This window comes from Sphingomonas montanisoli, from assembly GCF_008274695.1.
GTDB classification, from domain to species: domain Bacteria; phylum Pseudomonadota; class Alphaproteobacteria; order Sphingomonadales; family Sphingomonadaceae; genus Rhizorhabdus; species Rhizorhabdus montanisoli.
Genome location: NZ_VTOU01000004.1, coordinates 262158 through 282840, shown reverse-complemented (window position 1 = coordinate 282840; position 20683 = coordinate 262158). Strand labels below are relative to the sequence as shown.

At 65.3% G+C, this 20683-nt stretch carries 17 protein-coding genes; 6 read left to right on the top strand and 11 right to left on the bottom strand.

What is annotated here, in order from left to right; translation table 11 throughout:
* Positions 1-43: 43 nt before the first annotated feature.
* The gene (locus FYJ91_RS17865) at positions 44-676 is read right to left on the bottom strand and encodes a hypothetical protein (protein ID WP_181008568.1); all 633 of its coding nucleotides are present in this window, start codon (positions 674-676) and stop codon (positions 44-46) included.
* A gap of 297 nt (positions 677-973) precedes the next feature.
* Here FYJ91_RS17865 and FYJ91_RS17855 point away from each other — a divergent pair, with 297 nt between their 5' ends.
* Both FYJ91_RS17855 and serA read left to right on the top strand, forming a co-directional pair.
* Positions 974-2128: a phosphoserine transaminase gene (locus tag FYJ91_RS17855; RefSeq protein ID WP_149523665.1), complete on the top strand. Its 1155-nt coding sequence runs from the start codon at positions 974-976 to the stop codon at positions 2126-2128.
* Between the two features lie 123 nt (positions 2129-2251).
* Complete coding sequence (serA, locus tag FYJ91_RS17850) at positions 2252-3829, top strand: phosphoglycerate dehydrogenase (RefSeq protein WP_149523664.1); 1578 nt, start codon at positions 2252-2254, stop codon at positions 3827-3829.
* Between the two features lie 103 nt (positions 3830-3932).
* Here the strand turns inward: serA and FYJ91_RS17845 are convergent, their stop codons facing one another.
* Positions 3933-4196, bottom strand: coding sequence for a GIY-YIG nuclease family protein (locus tag FYJ91_RS17845; protein ID WP_149523663.1), 264 nt, complete (start codon positions 4194-4196; stop codon positions 3933-3935).
* Positions 4197-4313: 117 nt separating this feature from the next.
* Here FYJ91_RS17845 and FYJ91_RS17840 point away from each other — a divergent pair, with 117 nt between their 5' ends.
* Both FYJ91_RS17840 and FYJ91_RS17835 read left to right on the top strand, forming a co-directional pair.
* Positions 4314-5429: an ATP phosphoribosyltransferase regulatory subunit gene (locus FYJ91_RS17840; protein WP_149523662.1), complete on the top strand. Its 1116-nt coding sequence runs from the start codon at positions 4314-4316 to the stop codon at positions 5427-5429.
* Between the two features lie 106 nt (positions 5430-5535).
* The gene (locus FYJ91_RS17835) at positions 5536-6825 is read left to right on the top strand and encodes an adenylosuccinate synthase (protein ID WP_149523661.1); all 1290 of its coding nucleotides are present in this window, start codon (positions 5536-5538) and stop codon (positions 6823-6825) included.
* Positions 6826-6982: 157 nt separating this feature from the next.
* On the opposite strand, the gene FYJ91_RS17830 is transcribed toward FYJ91_RS17835, so the two are convergent.
* From FYJ91_RS17830 to FYJ91_RS17805, 6 genes are read right to left on the bottom strand one after another with little or no spacing between them, the layout of a single operon-like run.
* Complete coding sequence (locus FYJ91_RS17830) at positions 6983-7273, bottom strand: acylphosphatase (RefSeq protein ID WP_149523660.1); 291 nt, start codon at positions 7271-7273, stop codon at positions 6983-6985.
* The gene (gene aroC / locus FYJ91_RS17825; RefSeq protein ID WP_149523659.1) at positions 7273-8358 is read right to left on the bottom strand and encodes a chorismate synthase; all 1086 of its coding nucleotides are present in this window, start codon (positions 8356-8358) and stop codon (positions 7273-7275) included. Before aroC ends, FYJ91_RS17830 begins: the two co-directional genes overlap by 1 nt.
* Complete coding sequence (locus tag FYJ91_RS17820; protein ID WP_149523658.1) at positions 8355-8885, bottom strand: GNAT family N-acetyltransferase; 531 nt, start codon at positions 8883-8885, stop codon at positions 8355-8357. Before FYJ91_RS17820 ends, aroC begins: the two co-directional genes overlap by 4 nt.
* Positions 8882-9685 (bottom strand): enoyl-ACP reductase FabI, encoded by an 804-nt coding sequence (fabI, locus tag FYJ91_RS17815; protein ID WP_281290629.1) that lies wholly within the window; start codon positions 9683-9685, stop codon positions 8882-8884. Before fabI ends, FYJ91_RS17820 begins: the two co-directional genes overlap by 4 nt.
* Before the next feature lie 10 nt (positions 9686-9695).
* Entirely contained in the window at positions 9696-10622 is a 927-nt protein-coding gene (locus FYJ91_RS17810) for a YihY/virulence factor BrkB family protein (protein ID WP_246152710.1), read from the bottom strand.
* 25 nt (positions 10623-10647) lie between these two features.
* A complete protein-coding gene (locus tag FYJ91_RS17805) occupies positions 10648-11613 on the bottom strand; it encodes a DnaJ C-terminal domain-containing protein (protein WP_181008577.1) in 966 nt (321 codons plus the stop codon).
* 170 nt (positions 11614-11783) lie between these two features.
* Here FYJ91_RS17805 and FYJ91_RS17800 point away from each other — a divergent pair, with 170 nt between their 5' ends.
* Positions 11784-12857: a zinc-binding metallopeptidase family protein gene (locus FYJ91_RS17800; RefSeq protein WP_149523656.1), complete on the top strand. Its 1074-nt coding sequence runs from the start codon at positions 11784-11786 to the stop codon at positions 12855-12857.
* 123 nt (positions 12858-12980) lie between these two features.
* Here the strand turns inward: FYJ91_RS17800 and FYJ91_RS17795 are convergent, their stop codons facing one another.
* Entirely contained in the window at positions 12981-15089 is a 2109-nt protein-coding gene (locus tag FYJ91_RS17795; RefSeq protein WP_149523655.1) for a malate synthase G, read from the bottom strand.
* A gap of 92 nt (positions 15090-15181) precedes the next feature.
* Here FYJ91_RS17795 and FYJ91_RS17790 point away from each other — a divergent pair, with 92 nt between their 5' ends.
* Complete coding sequence (locus tag FYJ91_RS17790; protein ID WP_181008567.1) at positions 15182-16060, top strand: LysR family transcriptional regulator; 879 nt, start codon at positions 15182-15184, stop codon at positions 16058-16060.
* On the opposite strand, the gene FYJ91_RS17785 is transcribed toward FYJ91_RS17790, so the two are convergent.
* Together FYJ91_RS17785 and FYJ91_RS17780 are read right to left on the bottom strand one after the other, a co-directional pair.
* Positions 16057-17493 (bottom strand): efflux transporter outer membrane subunit, encoded by a 1437-nt coding sequence (locus tag FYJ91_RS17785; protein WP_149523654.1) that lies wholly within the window; start codon positions 17491-17493, stop codon positions 16057-16059. The genes FYJ91_RS17790 and FYJ91_RS17785 overlap by 4 nt on opposite strands.
* Positions 17486-20677: a multidrug efflux RND transporter permease subunit gene (locus FYJ91_RS17780; protein ID WP_281290628.1), complete on the bottom strand. Its 3192-nt coding sequence runs from the start codon at positions 20675-20677 to the stop codon at positions 17486-17488. The genes FYJ91_RS17785 and FYJ91_RS17780 overlap by 8 nt, the downstream gene beginning before the upstream one ends.
* Between the last annotated feature and the right edge of the window lie 6 nt (positions 20678-20683).

The window sequence follows — 20683 nt, the reverse complement described above, 5'->3', positions numbered from 1 at the left end:
CCCGGATCGCTCCGGGGGCCGCCTCTCCTATCCCTAGAAGGGATCAGTTGCCCGGGGGCGGGGTCGTCTCGACGTCGGTCGTCGTCGTGGTCGAGGTCGAGCCGCTCACGGCCGGGGCCGCGTCGGTCGCGCTTTTGGTGGTGTCCTTCGCATCACGCGCCGCCTGGCGGGTGGTCTCGCGCGATTCGCGGGCGGCCTGACCCGCGGCGTCGCGGCTTTCCCTCGCAGCCTGACGCGCGGTCGCCGCGGTGCTGCGGGTCGTGTCGGCCGCGGTGTTCACCGTGCTCTGCGTCGCGTTGCCGGCAGTGCTGGCCGCACTCTGCGTGGTGTCACGCACCGCGTCAGTGCCGGCCGCCTGCGCGGCGACGCTGCCATTGCCGGTTACGCCCGCAGTCGCGCCGCCGACTCCGGCCGAGCCGCTGCTGGCGACCGAACCGCTGCGCGGATTGACGCTGGTCGAGCCATTGCCGGTAACGCTGCCGCCGACGGTGGCCGTCGACTGGTCGATCGAGCTGCCAAGCGTGCCCGTGCCCGCGGTCGATCCGGTCACGCCGCCGACGGTTCCGCCGACCGCACCGGTGGCGCCGCCGGCACCGGCACCGCCCAGAAGCTGCGCCGAAGCAGGCGCCGCCGCGACGAGCGCCGCAAGCGCGCTACCGATAAGAATCTTGTTCATGGTCATCCTTCCTTCTCCACTTTTGGTTTTGAACGCACGCCACTGAAATCCTTTGCGGCGCGATAACGGATGAAGCGTCGATTCTATCCGAATCGACCGGAAGCGGGCCTGAACCCCTCGTTGTGCGAGGTTCATGTGCGGCTCTCGTCGCCTGCGGCTCCTCGCAATGACGAGGAAGAAGGCAAGTTTTTGAAAGATTGCCGCCAAATCCGTTGACGCCACCCCCCACATCTCTAGAAGCGCCGACGGGCCACGCGGTCCCAACGCCGCGCGTGCTCTCTGTGAGGAGAGTCTTAAATGACTGATTTTGAACGCCCGGCCGTCAAGCCGGTACGCCCCCATTTCTCGTCCGGCCCTTGCGCAAAGCCGCCCGGCTGGGATCCCGAAAAGCTCGCTCTCGGTTCGCTCGGCCGCTCGCATCGTTCGAAGCTCGGCAAGGCGCGGATCGTCCATGCGATCGACCTGACCCGCGAAATCCTGGGCATTCCCGCAACGCATCGCATCGGCATCGTGCCCGGTTCGGATACCGGCGCGGTCGAAATGGCGCTGTGGAGCATGCTGGGCGCCCGCAAGGCGACGATGGTCGCGTGGGAAAGCTTCGGCGAAGGTTGGGTGACGGACGTCGTCAAGCAGCTCAAGATCGAAGCGGACGTGGTCAAGGCGCCCTATGGCGAGCTTCCCGATCTCGCCGCGCTCGACCAGTCGACCGATATCGTCTTCACCTGGAACGGCACCACGTCGGGCGTGCGCGTGCCGAATGGCGACTGGATCAAGGACGATCGCGAGGGCCTGACGATCGCGGACGCCACCTCGGCGTGCTTCGCGATGGACATGCCGTGGGACAAGCTCGATGTTGTCACCTTCTCCTGGCAGAAGGTACTGGGCGGCGAAGGCGCGCACGGTATCCTGGTCCTCGGCCCGCGCGCCGTCGAACGCCTTGAGAGCTACAGCCCCGCATGGCCGCTGCCGAAAATCTTTCGCATGACCAAGGGCGGCAAGCTGATCGAAGGCATCTTCAAGGGTGAAACGATCAACACGCCGTCGTTGTTGGCGGTGGAAGATTATATCTACAGCCTCGAATGGGCCAAGCAGATCGGCGGCCTCAAGGCGCTGATCGCGCGGGCCGACGCCAATGCGGCGGCGGTCGACGCCTGGGTGCAGGCGACGCCGTGGATCGAGCATCTCGCGGTCGACCCGGCCTCGCGGTCCAACACCTCGGTCTGCCTGAAGTTCGCCGATGATGCGGTGAAGGGTCTCGACGAGGAAGCGCAGCTTGCACTCGTCAAGAAGATCGCGGGCGCGCTCGAGCTCGAAGAGGCGGCTTATGACGTTGCGGGTTATCGCGACGCGCCTCCGGGCCTGCGCATCTGGTGCGGCGCAACCGTCGACACCGCCGATGTCGAAAAGCTCGGCCCCTGGCTCGACTGGGCCTGGGCGCAGACGCGCGGCTGATTTCCCTACGAACTCCACGTCATGCCCGCGATGGCGGGCATCCATCCAGTGCAGTCACATGTGATGACCTTGGATAGGCCCCCGCCTTCGCGGGGGTGACGGCAATATGAAGGACAGACTTCGATGCCCAAGGTTCTGATTTCCGACAAGATGGATCCCCTCGCCGCCCAGATCTTCCGCAATCGCGGGGTCGAGGTCGACGAGATCACTGGCAAGACCAAGGACGAGCTGATCGCGATGATCGGCCAGTATGACGGCCTGGCCATCCGCAGCTCGACCAAGGTGACCAAGGAAGTCCTTGCCGCCGCGACCAACCTGAAGGTGGTCGGCCGCGCAGGGATCGGCGTCGACAATGTCGACATCCCCGCCGCTTCCGCCGCCGGTGTCGTCGTGATGAACACGCCGTTCGGCAATTCGATCACCACCGCCGAACATGCGATCGCCCTGATGTTCGCGCTCGCCCGCGATCTGCCGGAGGCCGACAAGTCGACCCAGGCCGGCAAGTGGGAAAAGAACCGCTTCATGGGCGTCGAGGTCACCAACAAGACGCTGGGCCTGATCGGCGCGGGCAATATCGGTTCGATCGTCGCGGATCGTGCGCTGGGCCTCAAGATGAAGGTCGTCGCGTTCGATCCGTTCCTGACCCCGGAGCGCGCGATCGAAATGGGCGTCGAGAAGGCGACGCTGGAGGAACTGCTGGCGCGTGCCGACTTCATCACGCTGCACACGCCGCTGACCGATTCGACCCGCAACATCCTGTCGAAGGAAAATCTGGCCAAGACCAAGAAGGGCGTGCGCATCATCAACTGCGCGCGCGGCGGCCTGATCGACGAAGCGGCGCTCAAGGAAGCACTCGACAGCGGCCATGTCGCGGGTGCGGCACTCGACGTGTTCGTCGAGGAACCGGCGAAGGAATCGCCACTGTTCGGCACGCCGGGCTTCATCTCGACCCCGCACCTTGGCGCGTCGACCAACGAGGCGCAGGTCAATGTCGCGATCCAGGTCGCCGAGCAGATGGCCGATTTCCTGATGTCGGGCGGCGTCACCAACGCGCTCAACATGCCGAGCCTGTCGGCCGAGGAAGCCCCCAAGCTGAAGCCGTACATGGCGCTGGCCGAGCATCTCGGCGCGCTGGTCGGCCAGCTTGAGGGCGATGCGGTGCAGGCCGTGTCGATCGAGGTCGAGGGTGCCGCGGCCGAGCTGAACATCAAGCCGATCACCGGCGCGGTGCTGGCGGGGCTGATGCGCGTCTATTCGGACACGGTGAACATGGTCAACGCGCCGCATCTGGCCAAGGAGCGCGGGCTCGACGTGCGCGAAGTGCGCCATGACCGCGAAGGCGACTATTCGACGCTGGTGCGCGTGACGGTGAAGACTGCGGCGGGCCAGAAGTCGGTCGCGGGCACCCTGTTCGCCAACGCGCAGCCGCGCCTCGTCGAGATCTTCGGTATCAAGGTCGAGGCCGATCTGGACGGCAATATGCTCTACATCGTGAACGAGGACGCGCCGGGCTTCATCGGCCGCCTGGGCACGACGCTGGGCGAAGCGGGCATCAACATCGGCACCTTCCACCTCGGCCGCCGCGCCGCCGGTGGCGAGGCGGTGGTGCTGCTGTCGGTCGACGGCCCGGTCGACGTCGCGCTCAAGCCGAAGATCTACGGCCTGCCGGGCGTGAAGACCGCGAAGGCTCTCCGTTTCTAAATAGCTCCGTCGCACCAGCGGAGGCTGGTGCCTATGTCTCTCGCCTCAAGCGACACCGTTCAAGAAGAGAGAGATGGGTCCCAGCCTTCGCTGGGGCGACGGGCTAAAGGATGTGATCGAACAGGTCGGTCCAGCCCGGATTGGCCTTTTCGATCAGGTTGAGCTTCCACGATCGTTTCCATGCCTTGAGCGATTTTTCGCGCGCGATGGCCTCTTCGATTTGATCATAGGGTTCGGCGTAAACCAGCCGGGTCAGGCCATGCTCGCGACAAAAATCGGAGCCCGTTCCGGTTCGGTGCGCATGAACCCGAGCAGCAAGGTTCGCGGTCACCCCGATGTAGAGCGTGCCCTGCGTTTGATTGGTCATGATGTAAACGTAGCCGCCCTTCACAAGCGGCACTTTGCGACGGAACAGAAATAGGCACCAGCCTTCGCTGGTGCGACGGCTTGAACCTGACACCCACACCGCTATGAGCCTCACCCCATGAGCATCGCCCCTGGACTATTGCCCGAAGGATTGCGTGATCGCCTGCCGCCGCAGGCGGAGGCGGGGTCGCGACTGTTGCATCGCGTGATCGTCGCGATCGGCCGGCATGGTTATGCGCGCGTCTCGCCGCCGCTGGCAGAGTTCGAGGAAGGGCTGGTCGGGCGGCTCAAATCGGCCCGCGCGCAGGATCTGCTGCGCTTCGTCGATCCGGTGTCGCAACGCACGCTGGCGCTGCGCCCCGACATCACCGCACAGGTCGGCCGCATCGCCGCCACCCGGATGGGCCACCGCCCCCGCCCACTCCGTCTCGCTTATGGTGGGCCGGTGCTGAAATTGCGTGCGACCCAGCTCCGCCCTGAACGCGAGCTTACGCAGGCGGGTGCCGAGCTGATCGGCACCGACAGCCTTGCCGCCGTCATCGAGATCCTGCGCGTCGCGATCGAGGCGCTGACGGTCGCGGGCGTGACCGGCATCACCGTCGATCTGACGCTTCCCGATCTGGTTGAGGCGCTGGCGACCGACGTGCTGCCGATCGCAGCCGACAAGGTCGATGCCGTGCGCGCGCGGCTCGACGCCAAGGATGCGGGCGGATTGAAGGCGCTGAGCGCGGAGGCCTACCTCCCCTTCGTCGCGGCCGCCGGACCGATCGATTCCGCACTCGCGGCGCTCCGTGCGATCCCGGCCGGCCAGGCGCTCGGCCACCGCATCACCGCGATCGAGGCGATCCGCGAGGCGATTGGAAACGACGTCACGCTGACACTCGACCCGACCGAGCGGCACGGCTTCGAATATCAGAGCTGGATCGGCTTCTCGCTGTTCGGCGCGGGGCTTTCGGGCGAGATCGGGCGTGGCGGCAGCTACACGATCCTCAACCCCGACGGATCCGAGGAAAAGGCGATCGGCTTTTCGCTCTATATCGATCCGCTGGTCGACAACGGCCTGGGCGTCGTCGCGCGCAACACGGTGTTCCTGCCGCTGGGCACCGATCCCGCCGCCGGCGCCGCGCTGCGCGCCGAGGATTGGACGACGATCGCAGCACTTTCGGATACGGACGACGCGGCCGCTTTGGGCTGCACGCATATTCTGGCAGGGGATGGTCCCCGACCGATTTAACTCTTCCGTTCGTGTCGCGCGACGTCGAGACACGTTCACAAGCGCCCGGCCAACGTGTCTCGAAGTCGCTCGACACGAACGGTGTGGGTTTGAACAGGACTGACCAATGGCCAATGTTACCGTGATCGGCGCCCAGTGGGGCGATGAGGGCAAGGGCAAGATCGTCGACTGGCTGGCCGAACGCGCCGATGTCGTCGTGCGGTTCCAGGGCGGGCACAATGCCGGCCACACGCTCGTCGTGTCGGGCAAGACCTACAAGCTGAGCCTGCTGCCGTCAGGCATCGTGCGGGGCACGCTGAGCGTCATCGGCAACGGCGTGGTGTTCGATCCGTGGCACTTCCGCGACGAGGTCGCCAAGCTCAAGGCCCAGGGCGTCGAGATCAACCCCGACAACCTCCACATCGCCGAGACATGCCCGCTGATCCTGCCGATCCACCGCGATCTAGACGGATTGCGCGAAGATGCGTCGGGCGCGGGCAAGATCGGCACGACCCGCCGCGGCATCGGCCCGGCTTACGAGGACAAGGTCGGCCGCCGCGCGATCCGCATCTGCGACCTCGCCCACCTCGACGATCTCGACATGCAGCTCGACCGGCTGTGCGCGCACCACGATGCGCTGCGTGCGGGCTTCGGCGAACCACCGGTCGATCGCGACGCGCTGAAGGCCGAACTGGCCGAGATCGCCGACGTGATCCTGCCTTATGCCAAACCCGTCTGGCTGACGCTCAACGAAGCGCGCAAGCGCGGCCGCCGCATCCTGTTCGAAGGCGCGCAGGGCGTGCTGCTCGACGTCGATCACGGCACCTATCCGTTCGTCACCTCCTCCAACACCATCGCAGGCACCGCATCGAGCGGGTCGGGCCTCGGCCCGTCGGCCGCCGGCTTCGTGCTGGGGATCGTGAAAGCGTACACGACGCGCGTCGGCTCCGGCCCCTTCCCGTCCGAGCTGGAGGACGAGACCGGCCAGCGGCTGGGCGAGCGGGGCCATGAGTTCGGCACCGTCACCGGCCGCAAGCGCCGCTGCGGCTGGTTCGACGCGGTGCTCGTGCGCCAGTCGGCCGCGGTTTCGGGCATCACCGGCGTGGCGCTGACCAAGCTCGACGTGCTCGACGGGTTCGACGAGATCAAGATCTGCACCGGCTATCGCATCGGCGACCAGACCTACGATTATCTGCCCCCGCACCCGCAGGATCAGGCGAAGGTGGAGCCGATCTACGAGACGATCGAAGGCTGGAGCGAATCGACCTTCGGCGCGCGCAGCTGGGCCGAGCTTCCGGCACAGGCGATAAAATATATCCGCCGTGTCGAGGAGCTGATCCAGTGCCCGGTGGCGCTGGTGTCGACCAGCCCCGAGCGCGAGGACACGATCCTGGTCCGCGATCCGTTCGCGGATTGATACGCGCCTAATTCGTCATTGCGAGCGAAGCGAAGCAATCCATTCCGAACTGCGGAGTGGATTGCTTCGTCGCCTTCGGCTTCTCGCAATGACGAGATTTATAGCGGCAGCTCGCCGCAAGAGCCTCCTGAGATTCCGGCCTCCGCCGGGATGAAGGTTATACGGTAGGCTTCTGGACGAACCCCGGCCCCACAATGCCCGGCGTATCCTCGACCTCGACCCGATCGACCCGCGAGGCGGGCGAGCCCTCGTGCAGCTTCGCGATCAGCGCCTCGACCTTGTCGGTTGGTCCCGCCGCGAGCGCCTCGACGCTGCCGTCCATGCGGTTGCGGACCCAGCCGTCGATGCCGCCGATTGCGGTGGCCTGCTCGATCGTCCAGGCGCGGAAACAGACGCCTTGCACCTTGCCGTGAACGGCGATGCGGCGGGCGATCCGGTCTGCTGTCATCAGCCGATCTGTGCGCGGTGCAGCAGCTTCTGGTCGGCCAGCACCAGCGCCATCATCGCCTCGACAACGGGCGCGGCGCGGATGCCGACGCAGGGGTCGTGGCGGCCCTTCGTGCGGATCTCGGCAGCGTTACCTTCACGGTCGATCGTCTCGACATGGGTGAGGATCGATGAGGTGGGTTTGAGCGCGACGCGCAGCACGATCGGCTGACCGGTCGCGATGCCGCCCGCGATGCCGCCCGCATGGTTGGCGAGGAATACGGGCTTGCCGTCATTGCCCTCTGATTCTTGGCGAGGCCGCATCGGATCGGCGTTGGTTTCGCCGGTCAGGCGCGCAGCCGCGAAGCCGTCGCCGATCTCGACGCCCTTCACCGCATTGATGCTCATCATCGCCGCCGCCAGTTCGCTGTCGAGCTTGGCGTAAAGCGGCGCGCCCCAGCCGGCGGGCACGCCCTCCGCGACGCATTCGACGACCGCACCGACCGACGATCCGGCTTTGCGCGCATCGTCGACGATCGCCTCCCAGCGCGTCGCTGCTGCACGGTCGGGGCAGAAGAAAGGGTTTTCGTCGATCGCCGCATCGTCGAAACCCGCACGATCGATCGCGTCGCCGCCCAGTTCGACCAGATAGGCGCGGATGCGGATTTCGGGGATCGCCAGACGCGCGACCGCAGCCGCCGCGACCCGAGACGCCGTCTCGCGCGCCGAGGAACGCCCGCCGCCGCGATAGTCGCGAAAGCCATATTTGGCGTCATAGGCGTAATCGGCATGGCCGGGGCGATAGGCGAGCGCGACTTCGGAATAATCCTTCGATCGCTGGTCGACATTCTCGATCATCAGGCTGATCGGTGTGCCGGTGGTGCGCCCTTCGAACACACCGGAGAGGATGCGGACCTGATCGGGCTCCTGCCGCTGCGTGGTGAAGCGCGAGGTACCCGGGCGGCGCTTGTCGAGCCAGGGCTGGATATCGGCTTCGGCCAGTTCGAGGCCCGGAGGACAGCCGTCGACGACCGCGCCGATCGCCGGCCCGTGGGATTCGCCCCAGGTCGTGAAACGGAAAACCCGGCCGAAGCTGTTGAAGCTCACTCTGCTTGTCCCAGTCGCGCGAAGGCCCCAGCATGATCGGCCCGCCCCCGCACACCGCAGGGGATCAGGCCGCCCTGCAGCGGCGTCGCCATGAAATAGTCGCCCGCATAGGGGCTTTCGAAGCCCGAAGCCACATCCGCCGCGAAGCCGAAACGACCGTAATAGTCCGGCTCGCCCAGCACGAAACAGAGGACGACCCCCTCCTGCTCCAGCCGTTCGAGCCCCGCCTGGATCAGCGCCTCGGCGATCCCCTGCCGGCGATAGTCGCGCTCCACCGCCACGGGCGCCAGCGCGACCGAGGGAACCGACTTGGCGTTGACCTCGACGGCCATCCGGCTGAACGCGACCGATCCGACGACGGTCCCGTACTCCTCGGTCGCCACGAGCATCAGCACCATATCGCCGTCGATGCACAGATCCCGCACCAGCCGCGCCTCCTCGGGCGCCGGAAAGGTGCGCAGGAACAACCCGTCGATCGCGGCGACATCCTCACCGCGCGCAGGGCGGATCTCGATCGTGTCGCTCACGCCAAGGCGATATCCGGGGCGTCCTCGGCTTTCATGCCGATGACGTTGTAGCCGGCATCGACATGGTGGATCTCACCGGTCACGCCCGACGACAGATCGGACAGCATGTAGAGTCCCGCGCCGCCGACATCCTCGATCGTCACGGTCCGGCGCAGGGGTGCGTTCAGCTCGTTCCACTTGAGGATGTAGTTGAAGTCGCCGATGCCGCGCGCGGCGAGCGTCTGGATCGGGCCGGCCGAGATCGCATTGATGCGGATGTTTTCCGGGCCGAGATCGACCGCGAGATACTTCACGCTCGTCTCCAGCGCAGCCTTGGCGACGCCCATCACGTTATAGTGCGGGATCACCTTTTCGGCGCCGTAATAGGTCAACGTCAGGATCGACCCGCCGTTCGGCATCATCGCCCGCGCGCGCTGCGCCACCGCGACCAGCGAATAGGCCGAGATGTTCATCGTCATCAGGAAATTGTCGAGCGTGGTGTCGTAAAACTTCCCGCGCAGCTGGCTCTTGTCCGAAAAGCCGATCGCGTGAACGACGAAATCGATCGTCGGCCATTTCGCCTTCAGCTCATCGAACGCAACGTCGAGTGCCGCCATGTCGGCGACGTCGCAATCGATCAGCGTGTCGGAGCCGAGCTGTTCGGCCAGCGGCTTCACGCGCTTCAGGATCGCGTCACCCTGATAGGAAAAGGCCAGTTCGGCGCCGTGCTCCCGCAGCGCCTTGGCAATACCCCAGGCGAGTGACTTATCGTTGGCGAGCCCCATGATGAGCCCGCGTTTTCCCTGCATCAGGCCGGACACGTTTCCTCCCTTATTCGGTCCCTGGCGGTCCCTTTACCGAAGGATCGGTCCCTTCGGCTAGAGCCGCGTTCAGGTGAGCACCGAAAACAAGGCCCAGGCCCACCAGCCAGAAGAACAGCAGCGTCACGATAACCCCCGCGAGACTGCCATAGGTTCGCCCATAGCCGCCCATCATGCCGAGGAACACCGGTAACAGCAGCGTCACCGCGATCCACCAGACAGCCGTGAACAAGGCGCCGGGCCATTTGGGGCTGGCCGACATGCGATATTTGGATGGCGTGAGCGACACGAACAGGCCGTAAAGCGCCACGATCAGCATGCCGAGCGGGGCGATGCGCGACAGGCTGATCAGCGGCTGGAGCCGATCCGAAAAGGGCAGGATGCGCCAGACGAACTGTTCGACGCCGGTCAGGATCAGCTGCGCGCTGAACGCCGCCATGGCCAGGATCACCGACACGATGATGATCGCGATCGAACCCGCACGATATTGCAGGAAGCTGCGGCTCGGCTTCACGCCGTAGGCGCGATAGAGGATGTCGCGGATCGTTTCGACGAAGCTGCCCACCGTCCACAGCCCGACGATACAGCCCAGCCACAGCACCGCACCGCCCGCATCGGACGCCTTGAGCACCTCCATGATCGGTTGCGACACCAGTTCGGACACCGAACGCGGCAGGGTGGCGAGAAAGCCGTGGAGCGCCTGCTGCACGTCGGGCTGGCGCCCGAAGAGCTGGGCCAGCGCGGTCATGACGATGAAGAAGGGAAACATCGTCAGGATCGCCAGATAGGCGATGTTGCCCGCGTGGATGAAGCCTTCGATATACACGCCGACCGCAGCGCGCTTGAACACTGCATAAATACGACCGCCGGGCCGCATTTCCGCGAGATGTCGTTCGAGCGGGCGCTTGCTGCGCGCTTCCGGTGTTTCGTTCAGCAAGCGTCCGTCCCTGTCAGCCTGCGCCTCAAACGCCGAGATTAGCCCTCGGGTTGCGGCCTTCCTTCGCGGCCCAGCCTTCGACGAACGCTTTCAGCTCCGCATCGTCGGCGGGCACGTCGATCATCACCGTGACGAGTTGGTCCCCGCGCGAACCATCCTTGCGATGGAAGCCCTTGCCCTTGAGGCGCAGCGTCTTGCCCGAGCTGGTGTTGGGCGGGATCGACAACATCACCGCACCGTCGACCGTCGGCACCTTCACCTTCGCACCCAGCACCGCTTCGTCGATGCCGACGGGCAGATCGAGGCGGACATCGTCCTCATCGCGCTTGAAGAAGCGATGCGGGCGGATGTCGACCGTGACGATCGCATCGCCATTGCCTGCAGGACCGGGATCGCCCTGCCCGCCCAGCCGCATCTGCGTGCCGGTCTCGACGCCATTGGGAAGCTTGACGTCGATCGTCTTGCCACTCGACAGCGTCACGCGCTGTGCGTTGAGCGCGGCCGCATCCTCGAAGGGCACGGCGAGGCGATAGGACACATCCGCGCCGCGGATCGGCCGCCCCCCACCCTGCGTCGAAAATCCGCCGAAGCCGCCCGGGCGTGGGCCCGCGCCGCCAGCCCCGCGCGAGCGACCGAAAATGCCTTCGAAGATATCGCCGAAATCGGCGCCGCCATCGCTGAAGTCGAATCCGCCCGCGCCGCCCGGGCCACCGCCCGGATGGAAACCGCCGCCGCCGCCGCGCCCGCCAAAGCCGAACGGACCGCGCGGATTGCCCTGCTCGTCAATCTCGCCACGATCATATTGCGCGCGTTTGTCGCGATCGGACAACAGGTCATAGGCCTGCGTCACCTCGGCGAATTTCTCGGTCGCCTTGGGATTGTCCTTGTTGCGATCGGGGTGAAGCTCCTTGGCGAGCTTGCGATAGGCCTTCTTGATCTCGGCCTCGTCCGCCCCGCGCTTGATGCCCAGCTTCGAATAGAGATCAGCCATCGTGTCCGTCGTCATCCCGTGAACGCACCCTGTTGCAATTATGCAACAGATCAGATGTGCATCGGCTTGCCATAGCGCAAGTGAAAAAATGGTGGTGCGCGGTCGCAACCGCGCACCTCACGCGGCGTTCTGCGTCCGAAATCTCCTGACCACAAGCGAGTTGACCATTTATGGCGCCCTATCAGTGCCCGAACTGCTCACGACTCCTCCATTTCGAAGCGCGGGTGTGCCCCGCATGCGCCTTCACACTGGGTTATGATCCCGCAGCCAACACTTTCCTGTTCCTGGGCGACGGCGCGACGACGTGGCGCGACGCGCAAGCCGAGGCGCATGACGTGGTCGTTTGCGCGAACAACAATGCCTACGAAATCTGCAACTGGCTGGTGTCGACGACCGACAGCACGCCCTTTTGCCGCGCCTGCCGATACAACAGCACGATCCCCGATCTGTCCGGCCCGCAGGTGCCCGAACGCTGGGGCAAGATCGAAGCGGCGAAGCGGCGGCTGATTCAGGAGATCATCGCACTGCGCCTACCGTGCGAGACGATGAACGAGGCCACCGAAAACGGCAGCTTCGGCCTCGCCTTCGCCTTTCTGTACGATCCGATCGGCGAAGAGAGCGGAAACGTCCAGATCACGACAGGGCACGAAGCCGGCCTGATCACGCTCAACGTCATGGAAGCCGACGACGCGAAGCGCGAGGCGATGCGCAACAGCCTGGGCGAGCCCTATCGCACCCTGCTCGGCCATTTCCGGCATGAGATCGGCCATTATTACTGGGCGCGCCTGATCGAGGGTGACCCGGAGAAGCTGGCCGAATGCCGCGCGCTCTTCGGCGACGACACGATGAGCTATGACGAGGCACGCGAGAAGCATTACGGATCGGAGGGTGGTGGTTGGACCACCGATTATGTCAGTGCCTATGCGACGATGCATCCGTGGGAGGATTTCGCGGAAACCTTCGCACACCTGCTGCACATCAAGGATGCACTGGCGACGATAGGCGGATTCGGGATGCGCCTGACCAACTGGCCCGGTGAAGACTGGGAGCCGTCGATCGACTTCGATCCCTATACCGCCGACACGCAGACGCTGGTCAACGAATGGCGTCCGTTCGCCTTTGCGGAGAATGCGATCAATCGATCGATGGGGCAGGCGGACCTCTATCCGTTTCATATCAGCGAGGCGATCACTGCGAAGCTCGACTTCGTGAACCGCCTGCTGATGGGGGCTCGAACCTCTTAGTCCTCCCGATACGGGGAGGTGGCGCCGAAGGCGACGGAGGGGGTTGGTCGCAGACGCTGCGCCTAATCTCTGCCCCCCTCCACCAGCTTCGCTGGTCCCCCTCCCCGTCCCGGGGAGGATTTTTTACGCGTGTTCCGCCTTCTTCAACTGGCGGAACTTGTGGAGCAGCGGCTCGGTATAGCCATTGGGCTGTTCGACGCCTTCGAACACCAGCGCGCGGGCGGCCTTGTACGCGATGCCGTCATAGCCGGGGGCCAGCGGCTCATAATCCGCATCGCCTGCATTCTGTGCGTCGACCTTCACCGCCATGCGCTGGAGCGCGGCATCGACCTGTTCGGCGGTACAGACACCGTGAAGCAGCCAGTTGGCCATATGCTGCGACGAGATACGCAAGGTCGCGCGGTCTTCCATCAGGCCGACATCGTTGATGTCGGGCACCTTCGAACAGCCGACTCCGGCATCGATCCAGCGCACGACATAGCCGAGGATGCCCTGGGCATTGTTATCGAGTTCGCGCGACACCTCCTCGGCGGTCCAGTTGCGGCCGGGTTCGGCGAGCGGGACGGTCAGGAGCTTGTCGAGCGCAGGCGTCGCCTCGGCGGCGACCTCCGCCTGCCGCGCGAACACGTCGAGCTTGTGATAGTGAGTCGCGTGCAGGATCGCGGCGGTCGGCGACGGAACCCAGGCGGTGTTGGCGCCGGTTTTCGGGTGGCCGATCTTCTGATCGAGCATGTCGGCCATGCGATCGGGCATCGCCCACATGCCCTTGCCGATCTGCGCCTTGCCGCTGAGGCCGCAGGCCAGGCCGATCGCGACGTTGCGTGCCTCATAGGACTGGATCCAGGCGCTCGTCTTCATCTCGGCCTTCGGGATCATCGGGCCGGCCTGCATCGATGTGTGCATCTCGTCGCCCGTGCGATCGAGGAAGCCGGTGTTGATGAAGATGACGCGGCCCTTCACCGCCTCGATACAGGCGGCGAGATTTGCCGAGGTGCGGCGCTCCTCGTCCATCACGCCGATCTTCACGGTGTGGCGCGCGAGGCCGAGCAGATCCTCGACCGCGTCGAACAGGCGATTTGCGAAGGCGGTTTCCTCCGGCCCGTGCATCTTGGGCTTCACGATATAGACCGAACCGGCGCGGCTGTTGGTGAAGCGGCCGGCCTTCTTCAGATCGTGGATCGCGATCAGGCTGGTGACGATGCCGTCGAGGATGCCCTCGGGCGCCTCGCTGCCGTCCGCGAGCAGGACGGCCGGGGTCGTCATCAAATGGCCGACATTGCGAACGAGCATGACGCTGCGGCCGGGCAACGTGAAGGCGGTGCCGTCGGGCGCGGTCCATTCGCGATCGGGATCGAGCGCGCGGGTCATCGTCTTGCCGCCCTTGTCGAAGCGCGCTTCCAGATCGCCCTTCATCAGACCGAGCCAGTTGGTGTAGGCCGCGACCTTGTCCTCCGCATCCACGGCGGCGACCGAATCCTCGAGATCGACGATCGTGGTCAGCGCGGCTTCGAGGATGACATCGGCGAGGCCGGCAGGATCGGTCTTGCCGATCGGATGCGCGCGATCGATCACGAGTTCGATGTGCAGACCGTTGTGCCGGATCAGGATCGCCGAAGGCGCATCCTTGGTGCCGCGATAGCCGACGACGTCGCCCGCCTTGAGATCGGGCAGGCCGCCGGTCCAGTTGCTCCACGACCCGCTGGCGAGCGGCACCGCATCGTCGAGGAAGGCACGGGCGGCGGCGATCACCTGCGCGCCCCGCTCCGCATCATAGCCGCCGGGCTTCGCCGCGCCGGGCAGCGCATCGGTCCCGTAATAGGCGTCGTAGAGGCTGCCCCAGCGCGCATTGGCGGCGTTGAGGACGAAGCGATCGTTGAGGACGGGAACGACGAGCTGCGGGCCGGCCATCGTCGCGAGTTCGGGGTCGACATTGGTCGTGGTCACCGAGAACGGCGCAGGTTCGGGCACCAGATAGCCGATGTCGCGCAGGAAGGCTTGATACTCCGCCTGATCGATCGGCGTTCCCTTGCGCGCGGTGTGCCACGCATCGATCTTCGCCTGGATATCGTCGCGCTTGGCGAGGAGCGCGCGATTTTGCGGCGCGAGCGTCGCGAAGAGATCGGCGGCGCCCTTCCAGAAAGCGGCGAGATCGACGCCGGTACCGGGCAGCGCCTGCTCCTCGATGAAGCGCACCAGCACGTCGGAAACCTTGAGCCCGTTCTTGTCGATCATCGTCGCATCTCCTCTGCGCAAGATGGCTACCGAAAGCCCTATCGATGCACTAGACACAAAAGAGGCAAGTCAGTCGTGCAACAGGGTACTGAATGATAGATCCCGACGCGGAGGTTTTCGTTGAGGTGGTGAAGGCCGGGAGCCTGGCCGCCGCCGCGCGTGCGCTGGGCATTTCGGCGCCGTTGGTGTCGCGGCGGCTGTCACGGCTTGAGACACGGCTGGGCGTCGCGCTGGCGCATCGCACGACGCGACGCTTCGAACTCACCCACATCGGCGAGGCCTATTATCGCGACATGATTGTGGTGCTGGATGCGTGGCAAAATGCCGAGACACGCGCCAAGCAGCCTGCGCGCATCGCGTCCGGACCGCTGCGGATCAGCGCGCCGACATCATTCGGACGGCTCTACGTCGCGCCGGCGCTGAAAGGTTTTCTCGATCTCCACCCCGACGTGGCGATCACGCTCGACCTTTCCGACGCCTATGTCGACCTTGCGGCGACACGCTTCGACCTCGCGATCCGGATCACCGCTGCGCCGGATGCGGCGGCCGACCGGCTGGCGGGCAGTACGCGTGTTCTATGCGCGGCTCCCGCCTATCTTGCCGCACGGGGCGAGCCGAAGACGCTCGGCGATCTCGACGCGCACCGCATCCTCGCAGCGGAAGGCCAGCTGCCGTGGCGGTTGGCCGAAGGGATCGTCAACGGACCTTCGCATGTCATCACCAATTCGAGCGAGGTGGTGCGCGAACTGGCGCTGGCGGGCATGGGGATCGCGCTGCGATCCTTGTGGGATGTGCACGCAGAACTGGCGAGCGGCGCGCTCCGGCAGATTCTGCCTGGACTGTCGACGGCATCCGATGTCGGCATCTATGCGGTGCGGCCGCGCGTGGAGGGATCGACCGCCGCGACGCGCGCTTTCATCGACTATCTGCGCGGGCTGCTGTCACCCGTCGCGCCGTGGGAGCAGCGCTAGGGCTTCCGCAGCGGCTCGGGCCGGCCCAGGCCGCCACCCAACGCGACGTAAAGGCTGATCAGGTTCTGAAGCTCGGACGAGCGCAGGCTGATCATCGCCTGTTCGGCGTCGAACAGGTTACGTTCGGCGTCGAGCACCTCGATATATTGGGCCACGCCATTCTGGTAACGCAGCCGCGCGAGGTGGGCCAGGTTGCGCTGCGCGTCGAGCGCGCGTTGCTGCGCGGCGATCTGCTCGGCCAGGAAGCGACGCCCGGCAATGCCGTCGGCCACTTCGCGGAATGCGCTCTGGATCGCCTTCTCATAGGCCGCGAGTGCGATCTCGCTCTGCGCCTTCGACACCTTGAGGTTACCGGTGCGGCGCCCCCAGTCGAAGATCGGCAGGTTGATCGACGGACCGAAGCTCCAGCTGCGATTGTCCTTGCCTACCAGCCCGTCGAGCTCGGGCGATGCCCAGCCATAGTTGCCCGTCAGCGTGATCGACGGGAAGAAGGCGGCGCGCGCCACGCCGATATTCGCCTCGGCCGCGCGCAGGCTCTCTTCGGCCGAGATGATGTCGGGGCGATTGGCGAGCAGATCGGAGGGCAGGCCTGCGCCGATATCACGGATGATGCCCTGATTTTCCATCGGCCGCGCTTCGGGCAGATCGTCGGGTGCGGCGGTGCCGACCAGAACATAGGTGAAGTTACGGGTCTGTGCGCGCTGAAGCTTCAGGTTGGCGAGTTCGGTCTCGGCCTGCGTGAGCAAAGTCTCGCTCTGGCGATAGTCGAGTGCGGAGGTGACGCCTGCATCGAGGCGCTTCTTGGCGATCCCCAAGCCTTCCTGGCGGCTCTTGACCGTTCCTTCGGCGATCACGATCCGCTCGGCGAGTTCGCGCGCCTTGAGATAGTTGATCGCGACGTCGCGGATCAGCGACAGCCGGAAGGCGCGCTCGGCCGCGACGGTCGACAGATAGTTCGCGCGCGCGGCCTCGGTCAGATTACGGACACGGCCCCAGAAATCGAGTTCGAACGAGGTGACGCCGATACCGACGCGATAGATTTCCTGCGTGAAGCCAGTCGCACCGCCGGTGCCGAAATTGCCGCCGCCGAAAGTCGCAGTCGGCGTACGGCTCTTGGTGTAGCTGCCGGTACCTTCGAGAGTCGGGAAGCGATCGGCGCCCTGCACCTGATACTGGCCGCGCGCCTGATCGATCCGCGCGACGGCGGTCCGCAGGTCGCGATTATTTTCGAGCGCAAGCGCAATCAGCTTCTGCAGACGCGGATCGGCGAAGAAATCCTGCCAGCCGATATCCACCGCGGCGCGCCCCGGCTGGTCCGCCGAATAATCGGGCGGATAGACCGTCGGCGTCGGCAGTTGCGGCACGCGATGCGGCGGCGACAGCGAACAGCCGCCGAGCGCCGTGGCGACCAGGAGCGTGACGAGCTTACGCATGGTGCGAGCCCCCCTCGCCCGCCGGTTTCGGATCGACATCCTCGGGATGCGCGGCCACCGACGTCGGATCCTTGCGACTGACCCAACGGCGGATTGCGAGGTAGAAGAGCGGCACGAAGAAGATGCCGAAGATGGTCGCGGCGACCATACCGCCCATCACCCCGGTGCCGACCGCGCGGCGGCTGGCAGCACCCGCCCCCGTCGCGATGAACAACGGCAACATACCCAGAATGAAGGCCATGCTGGTCATAATGATCGGGCGCAGGCGCAGGCGGACCGCCGACAAGGTGGCGTCGAGGATCGACTTGCCCGTCGCCTCTTCCTCGATCGCGAACTCGACGATGAGGATCGCATTCTTGGCGGAAAGGCCGATAATCGTGATCAGGCCCACTTGGAAATAGACGTCCGCCGAAAGTCCCCGCAACGAGGTGAGCATCACCGCGCCGAGCACGCCGAGCGGGACGACAAGCAGCACCGCGACCGGCACCGCCCAGCTTTCGTAGAGCGCGGCCAGCAGCAGGAACACGGCCAGCAGCGACAGCGACAGAAGCAATGGCACCTGCCCCGCCGACTCACGCTCTTCATACGAGATGCCGGTCCATTCGTAGGAGAAGCCCTGCGGCAGCTGCCCGGCCAGACGTTCCATCTCGTCCATCGCCTCGCCGGTCGAATGGCCGGCGGCCGGGGTTCCCGAGATCGTTGCCGATCCATAGCCATTATAGCGCTGGAGCTGCGGCGGGCCCGACGTCCATTCGGCGGTGGTGAACGCACCGAATGGCACCATCTCGCCCTTGTCGTTGCGCACGCGCAGGTTGAGCACGTCGGCCGGCGTCATGCGATAGGCGGCATCCGCCATCAGCAGCACCTGCTGGACACGGCCATTGTGCGTGAAGTCGTTCGCGTAACCCGAGCCGAACGTGATCGCGAGGGTGGCGTTCACATCGGTGATCGACAACCCGAGCGCGCGCGCCTTCACGCGATCGATGTCGACATGGAGCTGCGGCGCGGGTTCCATGCCCTCGGGGCGGACGCCCGTGAGCACCGAGCTTTGCGCGGCCATGCCGAGCAGCTGGTTGCGCGCCTGGGTCAGCGCCTCCTGCCCCATGCCGCCGCGGTCCTCGAGACGGAAGCTGAAGCCCGATGCGTTGCCAAGCTGCGAGATCGGGGGCGGATTGATCGTGAAGATCATCGCCTCCTTGACCTGCATCAGCGCACCCATCGCCTTGCCGACGAGCGTATCGGCGCTGTTCTCCGTGCCCTTTCGCTCATCCCAGGGGTGAAGCGAGCTGAACATCATCGCCGCGCTTTGGCCCTGCCCGAAGAAGCTGAAGCCGCGCAGCATCACGCGCCGTTCGACCTGCGGCTGCGCTTTGAAGAACTGCTGCATCTGGGTGGTGGCTTCGTTGGTGCGCTCGATCGTGGCACCCGGGGGGCCTTGTACGATCGAGATCACGTAACCCTGATCTTCCGACGGCAGGAAGCCTCCAGGCACGCGCAGGTACAGGAAGGCCGTCAGCGCAACGAGCAGGACGAACACCGCGAGCCAGCGCACAGGCGCGGCCAGAATCTTGCCGACGCCGCCGACATAGCGCTTCGTCGCGCGGCCGAAGAAGCGTTCAAACCAGGCGAAGAAGCGATCCATGACGGGAAGCATGCGGCTGCTGCGCGTCTGCCCTTCGACATGCGGCTTGAGCATCGTCGCGCACAAGGCCGGCGTGAGGGACAACGCGAGCAATGCCGAGAAGGCGATCGAAACGATCAACGTCACCGAAAACTGGCGATAGATGCCCCCGGTCGATCCCGGGAAGAACGCCATCGGCACAAACACCGCCATCAGCACGAGTGTGATGCCGATGATCGCGCCCGTGATCTGGCCCATCGCCTTGATCGTCGCTTCGCGTGGGCCGAGATGTTCCTCGGCCATGATGCGCTCGACATTCTCGATCACCACGATCGCGTCGTCGACCAGAATGCCGATCGCCAGCACCATGCCGAACAGGCTGAGCACATTGATCGAGAAACCGGCGACCCACAGGCCCAGGCACGCGCCCGCCAGCGCGATCGGCACGACCAGCGTCGGGATCAGCGTGGCGCGCCAGTTCTGCAGGAACAGATACATCACCAAAAAGACGAGGATCATCGCTTCGATCAAGGTGACAACCACCTCGTGGATCGACGCGTTGATGAACGGCGTGATGTCGAACGGCACGCTCCACTGGACGTCCGCCGGAAGCCCTGCCTCGAGCTCCTTCATCCGTTCGTTGATTGCGCGTACCGTTTCCAGTGAGTTGGCGTCGGGGGATGGCTCGATACCCAGGCCGACCATCGGCTTTTCGTTCAGTTCGTTGCCGGTGACGTAGCTCGACGCGCCCAGTTCGATCCGCGCGACGTCGCGCAGGCGGATCGTCGACCCGTCCGGATTGGCGCGCAGGATGATGTCCTTGAACTGCTCATCGGATGTGAAGCGGTTCTGCGTGATGATCGTGGCGTTGAGTTCGGCGTTGTTCGCCAGCGGCTGATCGCCGACTTGGCCGCCCGCCGTCTGGCTGTTCTGCTCCTGCACCGCTGTCAGCGCGTCAGACGGCGACAGTTTGTACGACGCGAGCTTATCGGGATCGAGCCAGATGCGCATCGCATATTGCGCGCCGAACAAACGCACGTCGGCGACGCCCGGCAGACGACGGATCTCGTCGATGACCTGGGTATTGGCGACGTTGCCGAGTTCGAGCGGCGTGGTGTTTCCACTCTTAGACGTCAGCGCGATGATGCCGAGGAAGCTGCCCGACACCTTGTTGACCAGAATGCCCTGTCGCCGGACTTCTTCGGGCAGGCGCTGCTCGACGCGGCGCAGCCGGTTCTGCAGCTCGACCTGCGCGATATCGATGTCGGTGCCCGCCTTGAACGTCACCTGGATCGACGCGGTGCCGTTCGAAAGGCTGGTCGACGACATGTAGAGGAAGCCGGGAACGCCGTTGAGTTCCTGCTCGATCGGCTGGGTGACGTTGGTTTCCAGCGTCTTGGCGTCAGCGCCCGGATAGGTGACCGATACGGTGACCGATGGCGGCGCGACGGTCGGATATTGTTCGATCGGCAGCGCGCGGAGCGCCATGATACCCGAAAGCAGGATGCCGAGCGCGATCACCCAGGCGAAAACCGGGCGATCGATGAAGAATCTGGACAACATGCCGGT